Origin of the sequence: Alloalcanivorax marinus (assembly GCF_016906305.1) — a bacterium.
GTDB classification, from domain to species: domain Bacteria; phylum Pseudomonadota; class Gammaproteobacteria; order Pseudomonadales; family Alcanivoracaceae; genus Alloalcanivorax; species Alloalcanivorax marinus.
This window is the reverse complement of the sequence record NZ_JADDOL010000008.1, coordinates 56136-75381: the sequence shown is the minus strand read 5'-3', so window position 1 is coordinate 75381 and position 19246 is coordinate 56136. Positions and strand designations below refer to the sequence as shown.

Genomic DNA, 19246 nt, shown 5'->3' with positions numbered 1-19246 from the left:
AATTGCCAACAGGGGGATAAAAAGTGACAGCTCAGGGGCGGCGGAAGTCCCGGGGCCGGGTGCCGTACCAGCGGCGGAACGCGCGCCGGAAGCTGGCCACGTCGGTATAGCCCAGCTCCCGGGCCACCGCCGCCACGGTGTAATGGGGCAGGCCCAGCAGCTCGGCGGCCCGTTGCGCCCGGGTGCGGTCGCGCAGGGCCTGGAAGCGGGTGCCCTCGGCCTTCAGCCGGCGGATCAGCGTGCGCGGGCTGATGTGCAGGGCCTCGGCCACCGCGTCCAGGCCCGGCTCCGGCTCGCCGCGCAGGCGCGTCAGCACCTGGTCACTGAGCGAGCCGTGCCGGCGCAGCGCTTCCTGGCGGGCCTCGCACTGACGCACCGCCATCCACAGCAGCTCCCGGTCGTGGCTGGGCACCGGCTCGTCGCCGTAGTGGGCCGGCAGGGTCAGGGCCACGGCGGGCGCGTCGAACACCACGCGGATGCCGGCGAAGGCTTCCCGGTAAAGGGCCGCGTACTCCGGCGGCGGATAGTTGAAATGCACGGCGCCGTCCTCGATGGGGCGCCCGCGCAGCACGATGTGACAGGCGAAGGCGGAGGCCAGAGCGGATTCGGTGAGAAACCGCACCGCGTAGTCCCCGGGCTCGATGAAGTCCAGGCGCAGGGTGATGGCTTGCCGGTCTTCCCGCAGGTGGGTGCTGAACACCCGGGTGCGGGTATTGTTGAAGCGCGCGAACAGCCCCATGGCGTCGCGCAGGGTGGCGCTGGCCATGGCCGCCATGCCCATGGGCCCGTGCATGGCGGGCAGGGCGCGCAGGCCGGTGCGCAGGGCCAGATCCGGCCGTGGCGACAGCGCCAGGGCGTTGGCGATCAGCCGGCGCGCGCCGGGCCAATCGATAAAGCCTTCGCCCCGTTGCAGGGCGACCGCGTCGACGCCGGTGCCCTCCAGCAGGGTGGTCAGGCCGGCGTCGTCCAGCTCCAGGGTCTGGGCGATCATGCGGCAATAGGTCAGCGCCAGGTCCGGGCTCACGGCGCCGCCGTCTCCGGCGGTTCGGCCAGGTAGCCGGCCACCATGCGGGTCAGCTCCCGGGCCAGCGCCTCCTCGCCGATCACATCGCCCTGGCTGACATGGCGCACCATGGTGAACAGCACGCTGTTGGTGACGATGAACACGCGTACCTCCAGGTTCTCGATGGGGTAGTCCCGATAGTGGCGCAGGAAATACAGCCGCGACAGCTCCATGAAGTGCTGCTGCAGCAGATCCACCATGCGGTGGGTGGGCAGCCGGTGCCAGTTGCGCACCAGTTCCAGATAGAGGCCGTCCCGGGAGCGCAGCACCGAAAAACCGAACCGGATGGAGCGGTGCACCATCTCGTTCAGGTCGTTCACCGCCATCAGCGGCAGCCGCCGCAGGCCGCCGGCGATGTCCTCCGCCAGCCGGTCCATCAGCGCCTCGATCAGGGCGCTCTTGTCGCCGAAATACTGATACAGGGACCCCACGCTGACCCCGGCCTGCTCGGCGATGCGCGCCGTGGTGGTGTCGTCCAGACCGTGGCGCTGAATGCACAGGCCGGTGGCGTCCACCAGGGCCCGGACCATCTCCCGGGAGCGCTTCTGCTGGGGCTGTTTTCGCATGGGACCTCAAAACGCGAATTGAATGCGAATGGATATTCGCATTAACGTTCGCCCCTGAGCAAGTGTCCCCGGCAAGCGGCTACAGGAGAACCCCATGAACGCACCGGCCCCCGCCACCGCCCCCACCCGGGCGCGGCCGTTCGAGAAGACCGCCACCCCCACGCCGGCCTGGCTGCGCCGGCTGCTGGGCCGGGAGCTGGCGCCCAGCCGCGACGAGTACCAGGCGGCGCTGGACGACCTGTGGGCGGGTGACCCGGCCATGGACGCCCTGATCGACTGGATGTACGCCTGCGGCCCGGCCCGGGCGCGGCCGCTGTTCGAAACCGCGGTGCGCGAGGGCGTGGACGCGGTGCCGGACTGTCCGGCACCACTGAGAACGTTCATGGACCAGGTGACGGCGCCGGCCTGGCTGGACCCGGCGCTGGTGGACGAGGGCGCCCGCTTCATCCAATCCACCGGCCGGACGGCGCCCTATGTGCTGCGGGATCTGGCGCTGATGGGCGGCTATCTGCTGTCCGGGTTCAACCAGTCCCTGGTGCTGACCGGCGCGCTCAGCCAGGGCACCGCCCGGCGGGTGGCGGAAACCGGCAAATGGTGGATCGACTGCACCGAGGAAGGCGGGCTGCTGCCTGGCGGGGAGGGCTACCGGGGGACCCTGCATGTGCGCATGGTGCACGGCCTGGTGCGGCGCAACCTGGATCGGCGCGATGAATGGGACCACGCCCGTTGGGGCCTGCCGCTCAATCAGGTGGACATGGCCGCCACCTACCTGGGGTTCTGCGTGGTGATGCTGGGCGGGCTGCGCAAGATGGGCATTCCGGTGACGGCGCGGGAATCCCGGGCGGTGATGCACCTGTGGAAATACGCCGGCTGGCTGATGGGGGTGGACCAGCGCTGGCTGGTGGACCGGGAGCGCGACGGCATCGTCCTGCTCCACCGGGCCATGATGACCCAGAGCCGCCCGGACTGGACCAGCCGGGAACTGGGGCGGGCCCTGTCCCGGGAGCCCCTGTCGCAGCATTTCCGGCGTCTGCCGGCGCTACGGCGGCGCTGGGCCTATCGGCGCCACCTGAGCATCACCCGCTACTTTCTGAACCGGGAGAAAATGCGCCAGCTGGGCCTGCCGGATGACGTCCGCCCCTGGTTCCCGCTGGTGACGCTGGTGCCGCGCTTTACCGGCCATGTGGCCCTGCATTACCTGCCGGGCCTGGGCCACTGGCAGCAGCGGAGGGGGCGGCGGGTGCAGAACGCCGCCCTGGGGCACCTGTTCGGCGATCAGGAACGGGGCCTGGTGCGGCCGGACCTATAAAAGAATTCGATCAATCCGTACGGCTCACCGTGGTGCCTTCACGTCGTCGTTATCGGTAAGGTCTCAGACTCTGCCGCAGACGATGGAGAGGAAGAACGCAATGAAACGGATTCTGGTGCTGTATTACTCCATGTACGGACATATCGAGTCACTGGCGGACGCCGTGGCCGAGGGGGCCCGTGCCGTGGATGGCGTGGAAGTGACCATCAAACGGGTGCCCGAAACCATGCCCGAGGACGCCTTCAAGGCGGCCGGCGGCAAGACCGATCAGAAAGCCCCGGAGGCCAGCCCCGGTGAGCTCAAGGATTACGACGCGGTGATCGTCGGCACGCCCACCCGCTTCGGCAACATGAGCGGCCAGATGCGTACTTTCTGGGACCAGACCGGCGGCCTGTGGGCCAAGGGCGCCCTGGCCGGCAAGGTGGCCAGTGTGTTCACCTCCACCGGCACCGGCGGTGGCAAGGAAACCACCATCGTGTCCACCTGGCTGACGCTGGCGCACCACGGCTTCCTGCTGGTGCCGCTGGGCTATGCCGACCCGGACCAGGCGCAGATGGACATCAGCGAAGCCCACGGCGCGTCCCCCTACGGGGCCGGCACCCTGGCCGGCCCGGACGGCAGCCGCCAGCCCAGCGAGAAGGAATTGTCCCTGGCCCGTTACCAGGGCGAGCAGGTGGCCAAGGTCACCGCGAAGCTTTAGGAAAACCCGGCTTTACCGCAACAAACACGCTGATTCTTACCCCTTGATCCGCCCGTCCCCCGGGCGGTTTTTTTTGTCCGCGCGTCAGCGCGCCGTTTCGCGCCCCTCCCGCAACTGCCGGAGGCGCTGTTCCAGGGCGCGCAGTTGCGCGTCCTGCCGTTCCATCAGCGCATCGTTGTCCGCCTGCCGCTGACGCAGCGCCTCCGCCCGCTCCCGCAACGCGCGCTGCTCGCGACGCACGGCCTCCACCGGCGGATCGGCTTCCACGGCGGGCGCCGCGCCGGGCGCGGACGAAGAGCCATCGCCTGATGACGCGCCGGCCACCCCGGTGCACAGCCACAGAAGGCACACCCATACCGGCCAGCCGTTTCCGGATACCCCCATCACGCCCGCTCCTTGCCATTCAAACCCGCAGTCTAACGTCCGCCGTGACAGGCCGGCTAGCCGATGGCTGACAGCCGGGCTGGTCGATGTCCGATACCGGCGGTGGAGGCTGGAGGCCAGGCTGGGGGAGTGGCTTCTGCCACTTGTGTGGTTTATAAACTTCATGTAGTTTAAGGACGACAGCATGAGAGTAATACAGTCCCGGCACTTCCATCGCTGGCTCACGCGTTTGCGCGATCCGGTGGGCAAGGGCCGGTTGGTATCGGCGATCCACCGGCTCAGTGAAGGCCTGCCGGTGGATACGAAGTGGGTGGGGCCGGAAGTTCGAGAGCTGCGTCTGCACCAGGGGCCCGGCTACCGGGTTTACTTTTACCGTGGCGGCGACACCTTGATTCTGTTGCTTTGCGGCGGTCACAAAGGGGCGCAGCAACGGGACATCACCCGTGCCGAGCGCATCCTGCGCGATTGGAGATGTGAAAATGACTGAGCGTTTTTTGCCGTTCGATCCCGCCGAGCAACTGGCGGATCCGGCGGCCGCCGCGGCGTTTATCAACGAGGCGCTGGCCACCGACGATGCCGGCTATATCGCGCGAGCCATGGGGGTGGTGGCGCGGGCCCGGGGCATGTCCGGCCTGGCCCGGGAGACCGGGCTGTCCCGGGAGCAGCTCTATCGCTCATTGAGCGAGCGCGGCAACCCCACCCTGAAAACGGTGCTGGCGGTGCTCAAGGAGCTGGGCGTGGAGATCAGCCTGGTTGAACGACGCCGTTAAGTCACCCAGCCGGCGGCCAGCGCAGTGCCGGCCACCGCCAGGATCGACGCCCACAGCAGCGCGCCCAGCGCCAGCGGCCGCCAGCCGGCCTGGCGCAACAGACCCAGGTGGGTGCTCAGGCCCAGGCCGGCCATGGCCAGGGTCAGCAGCAGGTCGTCCACGCCGGCCAGGGCGGGGCGCAGGGCGTCGGGAATCAGCCCCAGGCCGTTGACGACCATCGCCAGCACGAACCAGAGCGCAAACGGCGGCACCGGCAGCTTCGGGCCGGCCTCGCCGGCGTCCGGGCCGCCGCGCACCGCCACGGCCAACAGCATCAGTGCCGGGGCCAGCATCATTACCCGCGCCATCTTGACCAGCAGGGCGGTGTCCACCAGCGCCGGTGACATGGCCTGGGCGGCCACCAGTACCTGGGCCACTTCCTGGACGGTGGCCCCGGTGAACAGCGCGAAGGCCGCCGGGTCGCCGAACAACGTGGGCCAATGGCGGAACAGCACCGGCAGCAGCAGCATGTTCAGGGTGCCGAACACCACCACCGCGGCCACCGCCATGGCGCCGTCCCGGTCGCGGCCACGCAGTACCGGTTCCGCGGCGAGCACCGCCGCCGCGCCGCAGATACCGTTGCCGGCGCCGATCAACAGGGCGGCATGGCGGGGCATGCCGAACAGGCGCGGCCCGAGCCAGCCGGCCAGCAGCAAGCTGACCAGGATCTGGGCGGCGTCCAGCACCCACACCGCGGGCCCCAGTTGCGCCACCGCGTCCAGCGGAATGCGCAGGCCATACAGCACGATGGCGGTTTTCAGCACCGGCCCCTTGAACAACGCCACGGCGGGCCGGGCGCGCTGCCGCCAGGGCGCCGGCAGCGGCTGGACCACCACCAGACCCACCAGCAACGCCAGGGCCAGGGCGCCCAACCCCCACCGCCCGGCCAGCGGCGTGTGGGCCAGGGCCTGGCCGCCGACACCACAGGCCACGACCAGGGCGAGGAACGGCCAATCGGAACGACGGGGCAGGGCGAGCGTAAGCATGACGGGCTCCGTGATGGATTCGGAGCCACTATGGCGGCGGGAAGAGGATAAATATATTTAATAATTATAAAGATATAACTAAAATAAAATTATGAATGAGACGACCTTGCGCCAATGGCGCCTGTTTCTGGCGGTGGCGGACACCGGCAGCGTGGCCGCCGCCGCGCGCCAGGTGGCGCTGACCCAGCCCGCGGTCAGCCAGGGCCTGGGCCAGCTGGAAGAACGCCTGGGCGAACGCCTGTTCGACCGGGTCGGGCGGGGCCTGCGCCTCAATGGCGCGGGGCGACGTTTGCTGCCGGAAGCCCGGGCGTTGCTGGAGCAGGTCTCCCGGTGCGAGACCCTGTTCCGGGAGAGCACCCTGGAGGTCACCCTGGCCGCCACCCATACCCTGGGCAATTACTACCTGCCGCCGTTGCTGGCCACGTTCCGCCAGCGCCATCCGCGGGCGACGGTGCGCCTGGAAGTGATCAATACCCGGCGCGCGGTGGAGCGCCTGCTGGCCCTGGATACGGACATGGCGCTGGTGGAGGGGCCGGTGTCGCATCGGCAGCTGGAAGTGCGCGCCTGGCGTGACGATACCCTGGTACGGGTGGCGTCGCCCGCCCTGGCGGCCCGGCTGACCGGGCAACCGGCGGCACGCTGGCCCTGGGTGATGCGCGAACCCGGGTCCGGCACCCGGGCGGTGATCGAGGCACGCCTGGGCGGGGCGTTTCCGCCCGCCGAGCGGATCATGCAACTGGGCGCCGGCGAGGCGGTACGTCAGGCGGTGCTGGCCGGTGCCGGGGTGGGCTATGTGAGCGAGGTGGCCGCCGCCTCGGCGCTGCGGGACGGCCGTCTGGTCAGTCTGCCCGGCGACGGCGAGCGTTTGCGCAGACCGCTCTATCTGTTGCGTCATCGGCAACGGGAGCAGGGCGCCGGCGAGCGCGCCTTGCTGGCGCTGTTGCTGGAACGACAATCCCCGTCCGGCGCGCCTCAGGGTTCCAGACCGTAGCGGCGCAACACCTCGCGATTGCGTTCCGCCCAACGGTCATAGCGGCCCCGCAACTCCTCCTCGTCCGGCACCGGCACGCCGACCCACTGACAGCGCTGGATGACGGCCCGTTTGAAGGCGCCGTAGCCCCCATAGCGACGCATGGAAAACCATTTCTTGCGGCCCCGGTTGGCGGTCACCGAAAAATTGCCGCCCAGTGGCTTGTCCCGGAACGTCACGGTGACGCCCACCAGCCCGAAGGGATTGCCGCCCTCCGGGGCTTCCCCATCATCGCCGGCGTACAGCATCAGCGGGCGCCGGTCACCCATGGCGGCCCGCACCGCCGGGTCGTCCAGGGCCGCGTCGCGCCAACGCCGGGCCTCGTGCAGAGCGGCCACGCGGCTGCCGTAACGGCGATCACGGAATGAACGCCGCCGCTGGTGGCGCCGCCCGTGCCGGTCCAGATAGGGCACGGCACACCACCAGAACTCGCCGCTGTGGTTGCGATAAATGTACAAAAAGGAATGCACGTGGGGCGTTCGTCTCACGGGATCCGTCATGGCTCCGTCTTCCGTCCTGATTGCTGTTATTGCTTTTATGCAATAATTGGAATCAGGGCTATTAAGGCAAAGCGACCCCGTGAAAGACCGTTCCTGCTCTATATACAAAGAAAGAGCGGTCTTTTCTCACGATTTTGATCGTCTTAAAAAGTCCTCGGGAAAACAAAACTATTTGCGGAATCAGAGCGTGGCTTGCTGTAAACGCAACTATGCGGCGGCCGAGGCCAGCGAAGGCAGGCAAAAAAAAGGGGCGCCGAAGCGCCCCTCGTCCATGGCGTTGCGATCAGCTCTTCATCATCTGGCGCAGCACGTAATGCAGGATGCCACCGTTCTTGAAGTAGGTGACCTCGGCGCCGGTGTCCAGGCGGCTGATGGCCTTCACCGTGCTTTCCTTGCCGTCCTGCTTGCGGAACACCACCTCGATCTCCTGGCCCGGTTTCAGGTCGTTGCCCAGATTGGGGATGTCCACTTCCTCGGTACCGTCCAGGTTCAGGGTCTTGCGGGTGGTGCCTTCCGGGAACTGCAGCGGCAGTACGCCCATGCCGATCAGGTTGGAGCGGTGGATCCGCTCGTAGCTCTCCGCGATCACCGCGCGCACGCCGAGCAGACGGGTGCCCTTGGCGGCCCAGTCACGGCTGGAGCCGGTGCCGTACTCCTTGCCGGCCACCACCACGGTGTCCACGCCGTCGTGCTGATAACGCATGGCGGCGCCGTAGATCGGCATTTCCTCGCCACCGGGCAGGTGCCTGGTGTAGCCCCCTTCGATGTCCGGGGTCATCTCGTTACGGATGCGGATGTTGGCGAAGGTGCCGCGCATCATCACTTCGTGGTTGCCGCGCCGGGAGCCGTAGGAGTTGAAGTCGATGGGCTCCACGTCGTGGCCTTGCAGGTAATGCCCGGCGGGGCTGTCGGCCTTGATGGCGCCGGCCGGCGAGATGTGGTCGGTGGTGATGGAATCACCCAGCAGCGCCAGGATACGGGCGTTCTTCACCGGCTGAACGTCGTCCACCTGTTCGGTCAGGCCTTCGAAGAACGGCGGGTTCTGGATGTAGGTGGAGTGCTCGTCCCACTCGTAGGTCTTGGACTCCGGAATCGGCAGGCTCCGCCAGATTTCGTCGCCGTCGAACACGCTGGCGTATTCCTTGCTGAACATCTCGGTGTCCACCGCCACCAGAGCGTCCTGGATTTCCTTGCCGGACGGCCAGATGTCCTTGAGGAAGACGTCGTTGCCGTCCTGGTCCTGGCCCAGCGGTTCCTTCTCCAGATTGATCTTGACGGTGCCGGCCAGGGCGTAGGCCACCACCAGCGGCGGCGAGGCCAGCCAGTTGGTGCGCACGCTCTGGTGAATGCGGCCCTCGAAGTTACGGTTGCCCGACAGCACCGACGCCACCACCAGGTCGCCCTCGGCGATGGCCTTGTCGATCTCGTCCGGCAGCGGGCCGGAGTTGCCGATGCAGGTGGTGCAACCGTAGCCCACCAGGTCGTAGCCGATCTTGTCCAGGTACTCCTGCAGGCCGGCCTTGTTCAGATAGTCGGTGACCACCTTGGAGCCCGGTGCCAGGGAGGTTTTCACCCAGGGCTTGCGGTTCAGACCTTTCTCCACCGCTTTCTTGGCCATCAGACCGGCGGCCAGCATCACGCTGGGGTTGGAGGTGTTGGTGCAGGAGGTGATGGCGGCGATCACCACGTCGCCGTGGTCCAGGTGGAAGGTTTCGCCGTCCAGGGTCACTTCCACGCCGCTGGTGGGTTCCTTGTTGCCCACCGCGGTCTGGCCGCCTTCGCCTTCCAGTTTGCTGATCTCGCCATCGTCGAGTTTCAGTTCCTTGGTGATCACGTCGATGATGGCGCGCTTCACGCCGGTCATCGGCACCCGGTCCTGGGGCCGTTTGGGGCCGGCCAGGCTGGGCACCACCTCGCCGAGATCGAGCTCCAGGGTATCGCTGAAGGCCGGTTCCGGGGTGTCCGGGTAACGCCACAGGCCCTGCTGTTTGCAGTAAGCCTCCACCAGCTCGATGGCCTCCTTGGGCCGGCCGGTGAGTTCCAGGTATTCGATGGTGCGTTCGTCGATGGGGAAGAACGCGCAGGTGGAACCGAATTCCGGGGACATGTTGCCCATGGTGGCGCGGTCCGCCAGGCTCAGATCCGCCAGACCCTCGCCGAAGAATTCCACGAATTTGCCGACCACGCCGCGCTCGCGCAGCATCTCGGTGACGGTCAGCACCAGGTCGGTGGCGGTGACGCCTTCACGCAGCTTGCCGGTCATCTTGAACCCGACCACCTCGGGGATCAGCATCGCCACCGGCTGGCCGAGCATGGCCGCCTCCGCCTCGATGCCGCCCACGCCCCAGCCGAGCACGCCCAGGCCGTTGATCATGGTGGTGTGGGAGTCGGTGCCCACCAGGGTGTCCGGATAGGCGAAGGTTTTGCCGTCGGCCTCGCTGGACCAGACGCCGCGACCCAGATACTCCAGGTTCACCTGGTGACAGATGCCGGTGCCCGGCGGCACCACGCGGAAATTGTCGAACGCTTTCTGGCCCCAGCGCAGGAACTGGTAGCGCTCCTTGTTGCGCTCGTATTCCTTTTCCACGTTCTGCTCGAACGCCTGGGCGTTGCCGAACTTGTCCACCATCACCGAGTGGTCGATGACCAGATCCACCGGCGCTAGCGGATTGATCCGCTGCGGGTCGCCGCCGGCCTTGGCGATGGCGTCGCGCATGGCCGCCAGATCCACCACGCCGGGCACGCCGGTGAAGTCCTGCATCAGTACGCGGGCGGGGCGGTAGTTGATTTCACGGTCGGAGGAACGCTTCTCCGGCCATCGCACCAGGGCCTCGATGTCCTCGGTGGTGACCGTGTCGCCGTCTTCGTGGCGGAGCAGGTTTTCGAGAAGCACTTTGAGGGTGAAGGGGAGCTTGCTGAGATCACCCCAGCCCTTTTCGGCGACGGCATTGAGATCGTAGTAATGATAGGTCTTGCCGCTCACGTCCAGGGTCTTGGCGCTGTTCAGGGTGTCCTGGCCAATCCGTGTCACTGCGCACCTCCTTACGTTGGCGAAATCTTCGTTGGCGAAAGTCGTTCGCTTGGGGGATTACCCCATGATAGTACGCCCTTGTGGCCGGCACATGAAACGGCCGGTGCGGGGCCGCGAGTTTTACACCATTTCGCAAAAACGCCGTGATCGGAGCGTTAGGGTCTGTTCACACTACTTGCATCACGCCTGCTGGATGTCATTTTGGTCTCCAGCTAGGCGGAGGGAGCGCGGTTTGGTCATTCCAAATAAGTGACCGACAACGACGCTGGAGGCCAAAAGGGCGCCAGCCCTTCGGGTTGTGGCTAAAAACCCACCCCTCCGCGTTACTCGTCGTTCATTTGGAGTCACCAAATTTCTCTCCTCGTGCCTTGATGGGTGGGCTTTTAGCCACAACAGGCGTAATGCAAGTAGTGTGAACAGACCCTAGGCTGCGCGCCTTGCAAAGAACAAAGGAAATGTCATGTACGAATGGATTCAAGAGCATAACAAGGTGCTCAGCGTCCTGATCAGCTTCGGCACGCTGCTGATCTGGCTGGTCTATGCCCAGCTGCTGTACAGCGGCTATCGCCGGCAGGTGCGCCCGCGCATCGTCATCAACCGGGGCAAGCACCGGGACCTGAACGCCCTGTGCATCATCAGCAACATGAGCGCCGAAGCGGTGTTCGTGGAACACATTCTGGCGCGCCTGGAAACCAGTGAAGGCACCGTGCTGGAAGACGTCACCGAGCTGGAGCAGGAGTACGAGCAGGGCGACGAGCAAAAAGACCAGCGCGACAGCCCTTCCACGCCCTTGAGCGAGAGCACCCGCCAGGGCCCGCTGAACTCCGGCGACTTCCTGCACATCGGTTCCTTCCAGGAAGTGATCCGTCGCACCCTGCGTGACCAGCGCCTGGAACGCGGTGACGACGAGGACGAGCCGGTACGGCTCAAGTCGCTGACCATCCAGGTGCTCGCCATCTACGGGTCCGACGATATGCCCATCGGCGTGGAACGCCGCTTTCTGATCGAGCATGTCGAGAACGGACACCGTCTGGTGCCGGCCACCTGGGACAGCCGCCGCATGGCCGGCCGCCTGGACCGCCGCCGTCTGCGCAAGATGATGGAGTCCCTGCGCCGGGAGCAATTGGCGGGCGATCAATAATCCGCTGTAATGGGCCCTTTCGCGACGGCGACGGGGACGCACGCATGGGGTTTCAATCGGTGGACCGGGGCACGGTAGCGGTCTGGCGCCTGCAGGCCCTGGCCGGGGTGGCGGTGGCCGCCCTGGTGATGGTGGGGGTGACGGTGCCGCTGTTGGCCGGTGGTGCCTGGCTGGGGCCGGTGCTCGCCCTGGTGGGCGGGCTGCTGGCGGTGGCGGCGGGGCTGGCCCTGTGGCTGCCCGCGAAGGCCCACGCCCGCCTGCGCTACCGCCTGGACGAGCACGGCCTGACCATCGAGCACGGCATTCTGTGGCGCCACCGTATCATCGTGCCGCGGGTGCGTGTTCAGCACTCCGACATCAGCCAGGGCCCGCTGCAGCGCGCCTTCGGCGTCGCCACCCTGAGACTCTACACCGCCGGCAGCCGCTTCACCGTCAACAGCCTGCCGGGACTCGCCGACGACCGGGCGCGGGCGCTGCGCCGCCAGCTGCTCGATGAGGGCGACGGCGATGCGGTATGAAGACGGCCATCCGATTCCCGAACAGCGCCTGCATCCGCTCAGCTGGGTGTTTTACCTCTCCGGCGGGCTGGGCGCGGCGCTGCCCGCCCTGGCCGCCCTGGCGCTGGGCGCCGAGTGGGGCGGCGGCCTGTGGGCGCTGCTGCCGCTGATCCTGATCGGCCCGCTGGCCGGGCTCTGGCACCAATGGGTGTACCGCTACGACACCGGTCCGGACGGGCTGGTGATCCGCGAAGGTCTGATCTTCCGCAACCTGCGGCAGATCGATTACCGCCGCATCGAAAACCTGGACACCCGGCGCAATCCGCTGCACCGCCTGCTGGGCGTGGCCGATGTGAAGGTGGAGACCTCCAGCGGCGGCGGCGCCGAGGCCACGCTGCGGGTACTGTCGCTGGCGCAGGCGGCGCGCCTCAGCGAGGCGGTATTCGCCCGCCGCCGGGCCTTGGAGGCGGACGCCGGCGCGGAGGCGGGCGACGCGCCGCCCGCCGCGGAGACCGAGGTGCTACTGCGGCTGCCGCCGGGCGAACTGATCCGCATGGGCCTGATCGATAACCGCAATCTGTTCTGGCTGGGCGCGGTGCTCGGCTCCCTGATCCAGGTGCTGGGGGTGGACCTGCTGGAACGGCTGGTGGGCCCGGCGTTGCGGGACGCCGGCCTGCGCTATGTGAGCGAGCTGGGCCTGATGCTCAAGGTGCTGCTGGTGGTGGGCACCGTGATCGGCGTGCTGCTGGTGGGCAAGGCGCTGTCCGTGCTCAGCGCCCTGGTCCGCTACCACGGCTATGTGCTGGAACAGGCCGGGGGCGACCTGCGTGCCCGCCACGGGCTCTTTACCCGCCATGCGGTGACACTGAGGCTGGCGCGGGTGCAGGTGGTACACCAGCTGGCCACGCCGCTGCACCGCCTGTTCGGCCGCGTGGCTCTGCAGGTGGACCTGGCCGGCGGGGCCGGCGACACGGATCGTGGCGACGGTGCCCGACCGCTGGCGCCGATCTGCCCGGCGGACCGGGCCCCGGCGTTGATCGACCGGGCCTTGCCCGGGCTGGCTCGCCGCGAGCCGCAATGGCGGCCGCTGTCGGCGCGCACCCGCTACCGGCTCACCCGCCTTTGGCTGTGGTGCTGGGCGCTGCTGAGTCTGCCGCCGGCGCTGTGGTGGTGGGGCTGGCCGGGCCTGGCGGTGCTGCCCGCCGGGCTGCCGGTGGCTTTGCTGCACGGCCACTTGTACGCCCGCTATACGCGCTGGGCGCTGACCCCGGACCTGTTGCTGTTTCATCGTGGCTGGCTGTGGCGGCGACTGGCGGTGGTGCCGCGCAACCGCATCCAGACCGTGCGCCTGACCCGCTCCCCGTTCGACCGCCGCTACCGCATGACCGCCCTGGAGGTGGACACCGCCGGTGGCGGCCTGACCAAGCGGCGGGTGCGGCTGGGCTACCTGGATCGCGACGTGGCCGCGCGTCTGGCCCGGGCACTGGTGTAAATTTCACGACGCCGCCGCGCCACCGGGCCCGGCGGCCTTAACGGAGACCCGAAATGCTGGAATGGATGACCTCGCCGGAGGCCTGGATTGCCCTGGCCACCCTGACCGCCCTGGAGATCGTACTGGGCATCGACAACATTATCTTTTTGTCCATCCTGGTGGACCGGCTGCCGGAGAAGCAGCGCCCCAAGGCCCGCTTTATCGGGCTGTCCATGGCCATGGTGATGCGGTTGCTGCTGCTGGCCTCCCTGGCCTGGCTCACCAAGCTCACCGCGGATTTGTTCACCGTGCTGGGGCAGGGCATTTCCGGGCGTGATCTGGTTTTGCTCCTTGGCGGCCTGTTCCTGCTGGCGAAGTCGGTGCTGGAAATCCACCACTCCATCGAGGACGCCGATGAGCAGCCGGAGCTGGCCAAGCCCAAGGCGGGGGCGTCGTTCATCGCGATCCTGATTCAGATCGCCGTGCTCGACATGGTGTTCTCGCTGGACTCGGTGATCACCGCCGTGGGCATGGCCAACCACATCGAGGTGATGGTGATCGCGGTGATCATCGCGGTGGGCTTCATGATGGCCTTCGCCAACGCCATCGGCCGCTTCATCACCGAGCACCCGACCCTCAAGATGCTGGCGTTGTCGTTCCTGGTGCTGGTGGGCACCGCGCTGATCGCCGACGGCCTGGAATTCCACATTCCCAAGGGCTATATCTACTTCGCCATGGCGTTCAGCTTCGGCGTGGAGATGCTCAACCTGCGCGTGCGCGCCAAACGCAAAAGCAGTGTGAGCAAACCCTAGGGTTCCACGCGCTGCAATTGTTCGAGCAGCGTCATCAGGGTCTTGTAGTTGTCGGCGCCGAGCTGGCGTTTGATGCGGCGGTATTGCTTGTGCATATCGCCGCTCATGGTATCGAACAGGCGATGGCCGGCCTCGGTCAGGGCCACGCACAGCCGGCGCTGGTCATTAGCGGGCTTCCAGCGTTTCACGTAGCCGGTTTTCTCCAGACGCACCAGCACGCCGGTGAGGCTGGGACGCAGGATACAGGCGATTTCCGCCAGTTCGCGGCTCTCCAACTGGTGGTCCGGGACCTCCTTGAGGATGCGGATCACGCGCCATTGCTGCTCGGTAAGGCCGTGCTCGTTGAGCAGGGGACGGAAAAAGCCCATGGCGGCCTCGCGGGCCTGAAGCAGGGCCACGGTCAAAGAAGGCGTGGGTTTGGCCATGCGGTCGGGGTGCTCCTCGGATGCGGCGCGGTGAAGGTTTACGGATCCGCCACGCACAGGTATTTCAGTTCCAGATAGTCATCGATACCGTGGCGGGAGCCTTCGCGGCCCAGCCCGGATTCCTTGATGCCGCCGAAGGGGGCCAGTTCGGTGGAGATGATACCTTCGTTGACGCCGACCATGCCATATTCCAGCGCCTCCGCCAGCCGCCAGGCACGCCCGAGATCGCCGCTGTACACATAGGCGGCCAGCCCGGAGGGCGTGTCGTTGGCCAGGGCCAGCGCCTCGGCCTCGTCGTGGAAGCGGAACACCGGCGCCAGGGGGCCGAAGGTCTCCTCCCGGGCCACGCGCATGGCCGGGGTGACACCGCTGAGCACGGTGGGCTGAAAGAAGCCGCCGCCCAACGCATGGGGGCCGCCGCCGCACAACAGCCGGGCGCCGCCCGCCAGGGCGTCATCCACGTGCGTTTGCACCTTGTCGAGGGCGCCGGCGTGGATCAACGGGCCCTGCCGAGCGTGCTCGTCGCCGGCGGGGCCCACCTTCAACGCCTCCACCGCCCGCGCCAGTTTCTCGCAGAAGGCATCGTGGATGCCGTCCTGGACCAGAAAACGGTTGGTGCACACGCAGGTCTGGCCGCTGTTGCGGAACTTCGAGGCCAGGGCGCCTTCAACGGCGGCGTCCAGGTTGGCGTCGTCGAACACGATGAAAGGGGCGTTGCCACCCAGCTCCAGGCTCAGCTTCTTCACCGTGTCCGCACATTGCGCCATCAGCCGTTTGCCCACCGCCGTGGAGCCGGTGAACGACAGCTTGCGCACCCTCGGGTCGCCGGTGAGGCGGGCGCCGATGGCGGCGGCGTCGCGGCCGGGCACCACGTTGAACACCCCGGCGGGCAGGCCGGCGCGCCGGGCCAGCTCGGCCAGGGCCAGCGCCGACAGCGGCGTTTCCGGATCCGGCTTGAGCACCAGGGTGCAGCCCGCCGCCAGGGCCGGGCCCGCCTTGCGGGTGACCATGGCGCAGGGGAAGTTCCAGGGGGTGATGGCCGCTACCACGCCCACCGGCTGCTTGAGCGTGACCAGCCGCCGGCCTGGCCGGTCGCCGGCCAGCAGCTCGCCGTTGACGCGTTTGGCCTCCTCGGCGAACCACTCGATAAAGCCGGCCGCGTAGTCGATTTCGCCCCGGCTTTCCGCCAGCGGCTTGCCCTGTTCGCGGCTGAGCAGCCGCGCCAGGTCTTCCTTGTGCTGGAGCATCAGGTCGAACCAGCGGTGCAGGATCCGCGAGCGTTCTTTGGCGGGCCGTTGGCGCCAGGCGGGCAGGGCCCGGGCGGCGGCGTCGATGGCGCGGTCGGTGTCCGTGGCGCCGGCGTCCGCCACCTGGGTGATCAGGCTCCGGTCCGCCGGGTCGCGCACCGGAAAGCGGGCGCCGCCGTCGGCGTCCCGCCAGTGGCCGTCGATGTAGCTTTGCGCGCGCAGCAGGCCCGCGTCGGCCAGGGCCAGGGGAGAGTCGGTCATGAAGGTTCCTTGGTTCCGATCAGGGCGCGGCTCAGTAAACGGACGGGCCGGCGGAGGCCGCCGGGGCGTCGTCGCCCTTGAACTCGGCGGCGAGGCCCTTGAGCGCGCCCATCAGCAGGCTGGTGTCCACACCCACGGCCACGAACAGGCAGCCCAATTCCAGATAGCGCCTTGCCAGGTCCCGGTTGGCGCTGAGAATCCCGGCGGCCTTGCCGGCCCGGCGGATACGCGCGATGGCGTTCTCGATGGCCGCCTGCACGTCCGGGTGTGCCGGGTTGCCCCGGTGGCCCAGGGAGGCGCTCAGGTCCGCCGGTCCGATGAAGACGCCGTCCACCCCTTCCACGGCGGCGATCTCGTCCAGGTTGTTCAGGGCCTCGGCACTTTCGATCTGCACCAGCAGGCACATCTGCTCATCGGCCCGGTCCAGGTAGTCGGGCACGCTGTTCCAACGCGAGGCGCGGGCCAGGGCACTGCCCACGCCGCGCACGCCGTCCGGCGGGTAGCGCAGGGCGCGCACCAGCTGGCGGGCCTGGTTGGCGCTGTCCACCATCGGCACCAGCAGGGTCTGGGCGCCGATGTCCAGGTACTGCTTGATCAGGGCGGTGTCGCCCACCGGCGGGCGCAGCACCGGCCGGGCCGGGTAGGGCGCCACCGCCTGCAGCTGAGCCAGCAGAGAGCGCAGATCGTTGGGGGCGTGTTCGCCGTCCATCAGCAGCCAGTCGAAGCCGGCGTTGGCGGCCAGCTCGGCGCAGTAGGCGTCGCACAGTCCCAGCCACAGGCCGATTTGTGGGCGGCCCTCGGCGAGGGCCTGTTTGAAGGTGTTGACGGGCATGTCCATCCGTTAATCCTTAAACGAACCGGCAGGCGATGGCGCCCAGGTCGTCGTAGTCCACGTGGAAGGTGTCGCCGGGGCGCACCGCCACCGGCCGGGTGAAGGAGCCGCCCAGGATCAACTGGCCGGCCTCCAGGCCCACGTCATAGGGGGCCAGGCGGTTGGCCAGCCAGGCCACGCCCTTGGCCGGGTGGTTGAGCACCGCGGCGGCGACGCCGGATTCCTCGATCACCCCGTTGCGATAGAGAATCGCCGACACCCGGCGCAGGTCCAGATCCATGGCCCGGATCGGCCGGCCACCCAGGACCACGCCGGCGTTGGCGGCGTTGTCGGAGATGGTGTCGAACACCTTGCGGGTGACGCCGGTGTCCTGGTCCACCTGCTGGATACGCGCGTCGATGATCTCCAGGGCGGGAATCACATACTCGGTGGCGTCGTAGACATCGAAAACGGTGCAGTTGGGGCCCTTCAGCGGCTTGCCGAGGATAAACGCCAGCTCCACCTCCAGACGCGGCACGATAAAGCGATCAATGGGAATGTCGGTGCCTTCGTCGAACAGCATGTCGTCGAGCAGCGCGCCGTAGTCCGGCTCGTCGATGTTGGACGACACCTGCATGGCCCGTGACGTCAGGCCGATCTTGTGGCCGATCAGCTTGCGCCCGTCGGCGATTTTTCTGTCCACCCAGGCACGCTGGATGGCGTAGGCGTCCTCGATGGTAATGTCCGGCTGTTCCAGGGAAAACTGGCGGATCTGGGTGCGTTGCCGTTCGGCGTCGTCGAGCCGTTGCACGGCCTGGCGGATGAAAGCGTCGTCGAGCATCAGCGCTCCCCCTTGAGAAAGGCATGGATGTTGTTGTGTTTGAAGTTCAGGTCCGGGTCCAGTTCGGTCATCTCGAAGGACACCGCCAGCAGGCGTTTTTCCTGGAGCGGCGCGAAGTGCGCCTTGATCGCCTCGAACAGGGTTTCCGCGACTTTTTTGCGGGTGGCCAGGTCGCGCCCGCTGCCCACCTTCAGGCTCATGTGCACGAAGGCGTAGTCGTGCTCGCCGTCGGCGATGCGGTAGGTGTCGTGACGGATGGCACGGCTGCGGATGCCGCCCAGCGGGAACACGCCGGAGTCGCCGAGCACGTTATGCACGGTTTCGAACAGGGCGGGAAAGTCCGCGTCGCCTTCCAGGTTGCCGCTGTATTCGGCGATAAAGTGGGGCATGAGAGTTCTCCTTGAATGTTGATCGCGGCTAAGCCGCTCCTACAGCGATATACAGAGCCTCGTAGGAGCGGCTTTAGCCGCGATGGGCCGCGAAGGGTTCACCAGGGCAGGGGAAAGACGGCGTTGATCTGCCCGGTGCCGGAACTGGCGTACAGATCGGTGAGCACTTCCACCGGCCGGTCGTAATCCTCGCCGCCAAGCAGCCCCAGCAGCATGGCGGTGTCGTGCATGCCGCCCTCGCCATAGCAGTGCTCGGCGTAGTCCGGCAGCATGGCGCAGAATTCCCTGAAGCGGCCCTGCTTCCACAGTTCCACCACGCGCAGATCCATCTGCCGGTCGAACTCCCGGCTCCACTTGTGCAGGTTCTGGTCGGCCAGCCGGTCGTCGGAGAAACGGTGCGACAGGGAGCCGGAGGCCAGCACCATGACCTTGCGGTCGCTCGCCTCGATGGCGCGACGCACGGCGGCGCCGAAGGCAAAGCTGTCCTCCAGCCGGTGCCAGGCGCACCAGGACGCCACCGACACCACCTTCAAATGCTGCTCCCGAGGCACGTCCATGTGCATGTAGCGCATCGGCACCAGGGTGCCGTACTCCAGATGCAGGCTGGGAATATTGTGGGCCCGGGTGCGCACGTCGGCGGCGTTGGCCTGCTCGGCGATGAGTTCGCCCAGATCCGGGGCGCCGTCGTACTGGTAGTGCATGTCCTTGATGAAGTGGGGCAGCTCGTTGCTGGTGTAGATGCCCTCGAACCGTTCACCGCAGTTGATGTGGTAGCCGCTGTTGACCAGCCAGTGCACGTCGAACACCAGGGCGGTGTCGGCGCCCAGCTCGCGGGCGCGGCGGCCGATTTCCTTGTGGCCGTCGATGGCCGCCTGCCGGCACCCCTGATGGGGGCCCGGCAATTCGGACAGGTACATGGACGGCACATGGCAGACTTTGGCGGCGAGAACGACCTCTCCCATTGTTTTTCTCC

At 67.5% G+C, this 19246-nt stretch carries 21 protein-coding genes; 9 read left to right on the top strand and 12 right to left on the bottom strand.

Going from position 1 to position 19246, the window contains the following annotated elements; translation table 11 throughout:
• Positions 1 to 31 precede the first annotated feature (31 nt).
• Both IM760_RS08935 and IM760_RS08930 read right to left on the bottom strand, forming a co-directional pair.
• Positions 32 to 1024: an AraC family transcriptional regulator ligand-binding domain-containing protein gene (locus IM760_RS08935; RefSeq protein ID WP_204428464.1), complete on the bottom strand. Its 993-nt coding sequence runs from the start codon at positions 1022 to 1024 to the stop codon at positions 32 to 34.
• A complete protein-coding gene (locus IM760_RS08930) occupies positions 1021 to 1629 on the bottom strand; it encodes a TetR/AcrR family transcriptional regulator (RefSeq protein ID WP_204428463.1) in 609 nt (202 codons plus the stop codon). Before IM760_RS08930 ends, IM760_RS08935 begins: the two co-directional genes overlap by 4 nt.
• Before the next feature lie 94 nt (positions 1630 to 1723).
• Between IM760_RS08930 and IM760_RS08925 the strand changes: the two genes are divergently transcribed.
• Positions 1724 to 2938, top strand: coding sequence for an oxygenase MpaB family protein (locus tag IM760_RS08925; RefSeq protein WP_204428462.1), 1215 nt, complete (start codon positions 1724 to 1726; stop codon positions 2936 to 2938).
• A 100-nt stretch (positions 2939 to 3038) separates the two neighbouring features.
• Entirely contained in the window at positions 3039 to 3638 is a 600-nt protein-coding gene (wrbA, locus tag IM760_RS08920) for an NAD(P)H:quinone oxidoreductase (protein WP_204428461.1), read from the top strand.
• An 84-nt stretch (positions 3639 to 3722) separates the two neighbouring features.
• Here the strand turns inward: wrbA and IM760_RS08915 are convergent, their stop codons facing one another.
• Positions 3723 to 4025: a hypothetical protein gene (locus IM760_RS08915; RefSeq protein WP_204428459.1), complete on the bottom strand. Its 303-nt coding sequence runs from the start codon at positions 4023 to 4025 to the stop codon at positions 3723 to 3725.
• 181 nt (positions 4026 to 4206) lie between these two features.
• Between IM760_RS08915 and IM760_RS08910 the strand changes: the two genes are divergently transcribed.
• Positions 4207 to 4509, top strand: a complete 303-nt coding sequence (locus IM760_RS08910; RefSeq protein WP_204428458.1) for a type II toxin-antitoxin system RelE/ParE family toxin — start codon at positions 4207 to 4209, stop codon at positions 4507 to 4509.
• Complete coding sequence (locus IM760_RS08905; protein ID WP_204428457.1) at positions 4502 to 4792, top strand: addiction module antidote protein; 291 nt, start codon at positions 4502 to 4504, stop codon at positions 4790 to 4792. Before IM760_RS08910 ends, IM760_RS08905 begins: the two co-directional genes overlap by 8 nt.
• Here the strand turns inward: IM760_RS08905 and IM760_RS08900 are convergent.
• Positions 4789 to 5817 carry a YeiH family protein gene (locus tag IM760_RS08900; protein ID WP_204428456.1) on the bottom strand — a complete coding sequence of 343 codons (1029 nt, stop codon included), beginning with the start codon at positions 5815 to 5817 and terminating at the stop codon, positions 4789 to 4791. The genes IM760_RS08905 and IM760_RS08900 overlap by 4 nt on opposite strands.
• A 91-nt stretch (positions 5818 to 5908) precedes the next feature.
• On the opposite strand from IM760_RS08900, the gene IM760_RS08895 reads away from it, so the two are divergent.
• Positions 5909 to 6808, top strand: a complete 900-nt coding sequence (locus IM760_RS08895; RefSeq protein WP_204428455.1) for a LysR substrate-binding domain-containing protein — start codon at positions 5909 to 5911, stop codon at positions 6806 to 6808.
• On the opposite strand, the gene IM760_RS08890 is transcribed toward IM760_RS08895, so the two are convergent.
• Both IM760_RS08890 and acnA read right to left on the bottom strand, forming a co-directional pair.
• Positions 6790 to 7347 (bottom strand): hypothetical protein, encoded by a 558-nt coding sequence (locus IM760_RS08890; RefSeq protein ID WP_204428454.1) that lies wholly within the window; start codon positions 7345 to 7347, stop codon positions 6790 to 6792. The two genes, IM760_RS08895 and IM760_RS08890, sit on opposite strands and share 19 nt — an antisense overlap.
• Positions 7348 to 7630: 283 nt before the next feature.
• Entirely contained in the window at positions 7631 to 10378 is a 2748-nt protein-coding gene (gene acnA, locus IM760_RS08885) for an aconitate hydratase AcnA (RefSeq protein ID WP_204428453.1), read from the bottom strand.
• Between the two features lie 460 nt (positions 10379 to 10838).
• Between acnA and IM760_RS08880 the strand changes: the two genes are divergently transcribed.
• The 4 genes from IM760_RS08880 to IM760_RS08865 are packed head-to-tail and all read left to right on the top strand — an operon-like array spanning position 10839 to position 14299.
• On the top strand, positions 10839 to 11519 hold the full coding sequence (locus IM760_RS08880) for a hypothetical protein (RefSeq protein WP_204428452.1): 681 nt from the start codon (positions 10839 to 10841) through the stop codon (positions 11517 to 11519).
• 44 nt (positions 11520 to 11563) lie between these two features.
• The gene (locus tag IM760_RS08875) at positions 11564 to 12037 is read left to right on the top strand and encodes a PH domain-containing protein (protein ID WP_204428451.1); all 474 of its coding nucleotides are present in this window, start codon (positions 11564 to 11566) and stop codon (positions 12035 to 12037) included.
• Entirely contained in the window at positions 12027 to 13508 is a 1482-nt protein-coding gene (locus IM760_RS08870; protein WP_204428449.1) for a PH domain-containing protein, read from the top strand. Before IM760_RS08875 ends, IM760_RS08870 begins: the two co-directional genes overlap by 11 nt.
• A 53-nt stretch (positions 13509 to 13561) precedes the next feature.
• Complete coding sequence (locus IM760_RS08865) at positions 13562 to 14299, top strand: TerC family protein (RefSeq protein WP_204428447.1); 738 nt, start codon at positions 13562 to 13564, stop codon at positions 14297 to 14299.
• Here IM760_RS08865 and hpaR read toward each other — a convergent pair.
• From hpaR to hpaD, 6 genes are all read right to left on the bottom strand, one after another.
• Positions 14296 to 14724 carry a homoprotocatechuate degradation operon regulator HpaR gene (hpaR, locus tag IM760_RS08860; protein ID WP_204428445.1) on the bottom strand — a complete coding sequence of 143 codons (429 nt, stop codon included), beginning with the start codon at positions 14722 to 14724 and terminating at the stop codon, positions 14296 to 14298. The two genes, IM760_RS08865 and hpaR, sit on opposite strands and share 4 nt — an antisense overlap.
• A gap of 38 nt (positions 14725 to 14762) precedes the next feature.
• On the bottom strand, positions 14763 to 16232 hold the full coding sequence (locus tag IM760_RS08855; RefSeq protein WP_239549711.1) for an NAD-dependent succinate-semialdehyde dehydrogenase: 1470 nt from the start codon (positions 16230 to 16232) through the stop codon (positions 14763 to 14765).
• Between the two features lie 31 nt (positions 16233 to 16263).
• The gene (gene hpaI, locus IM760_RS08850) at positions 16264 to 17070 is read right to left on the bottom strand and encodes a 4-hydroxy-2-oxoheptanedioate aldolase (RefSeq protein WP_204428443.1); all 807 of its coding nucleotides are present in this window, start codon (positions 17068 to 17070) and stop codon (positions 16264 to 16266) included.
• A gap of 10 nt (positions 17071 to 17080) precedes the next feature.
• The gene (gene hpaH, locus IM760_RS08845) at positions 17081 to 17884 is read right to left on the bottom strand and encodes a 2-oxo-hept-4-ene-1,7-dioate hydratase (protein WP_204428442.1); all 804 of its coding nucleotides are present in this window, start codon (positions 17882 to 17884) and stop codon (positions 17081 to 17083) included.
• Complete coding sequence (locus tag IM760_RS08840) at positions 17884 to 18273, bottom strand: 5-carboxymethyl-2-hydroxymuconate Delta-isomerase (protein WP_204428441.1); 390 nt, start codon at positions 18271 to 18273, stop codon at positions 17884 to 17886. The genes hpaH and IM760_RS08840 overlap by 1 nt, the downstream gene beginning before the upstream one ends.
• Positions 18274 to 18371: 98 nt before the next feature.
• Positions 18372 to 19235 (bottom strand): 3,4-dihydroxyphenylacetate 2,3-dioxygenase, encoded by an 864-nt coding sequence (gene hpaD, locus IM760_RS08835; RefSeq protein ID WP_204428440.1) that lies wholly within the window; start codon positions 19233 to 19235, stop codon positions 18372 to 18374.
• Between the last annotated feature and the right edge of the window lie 11 nt (positions 19236 to 19246).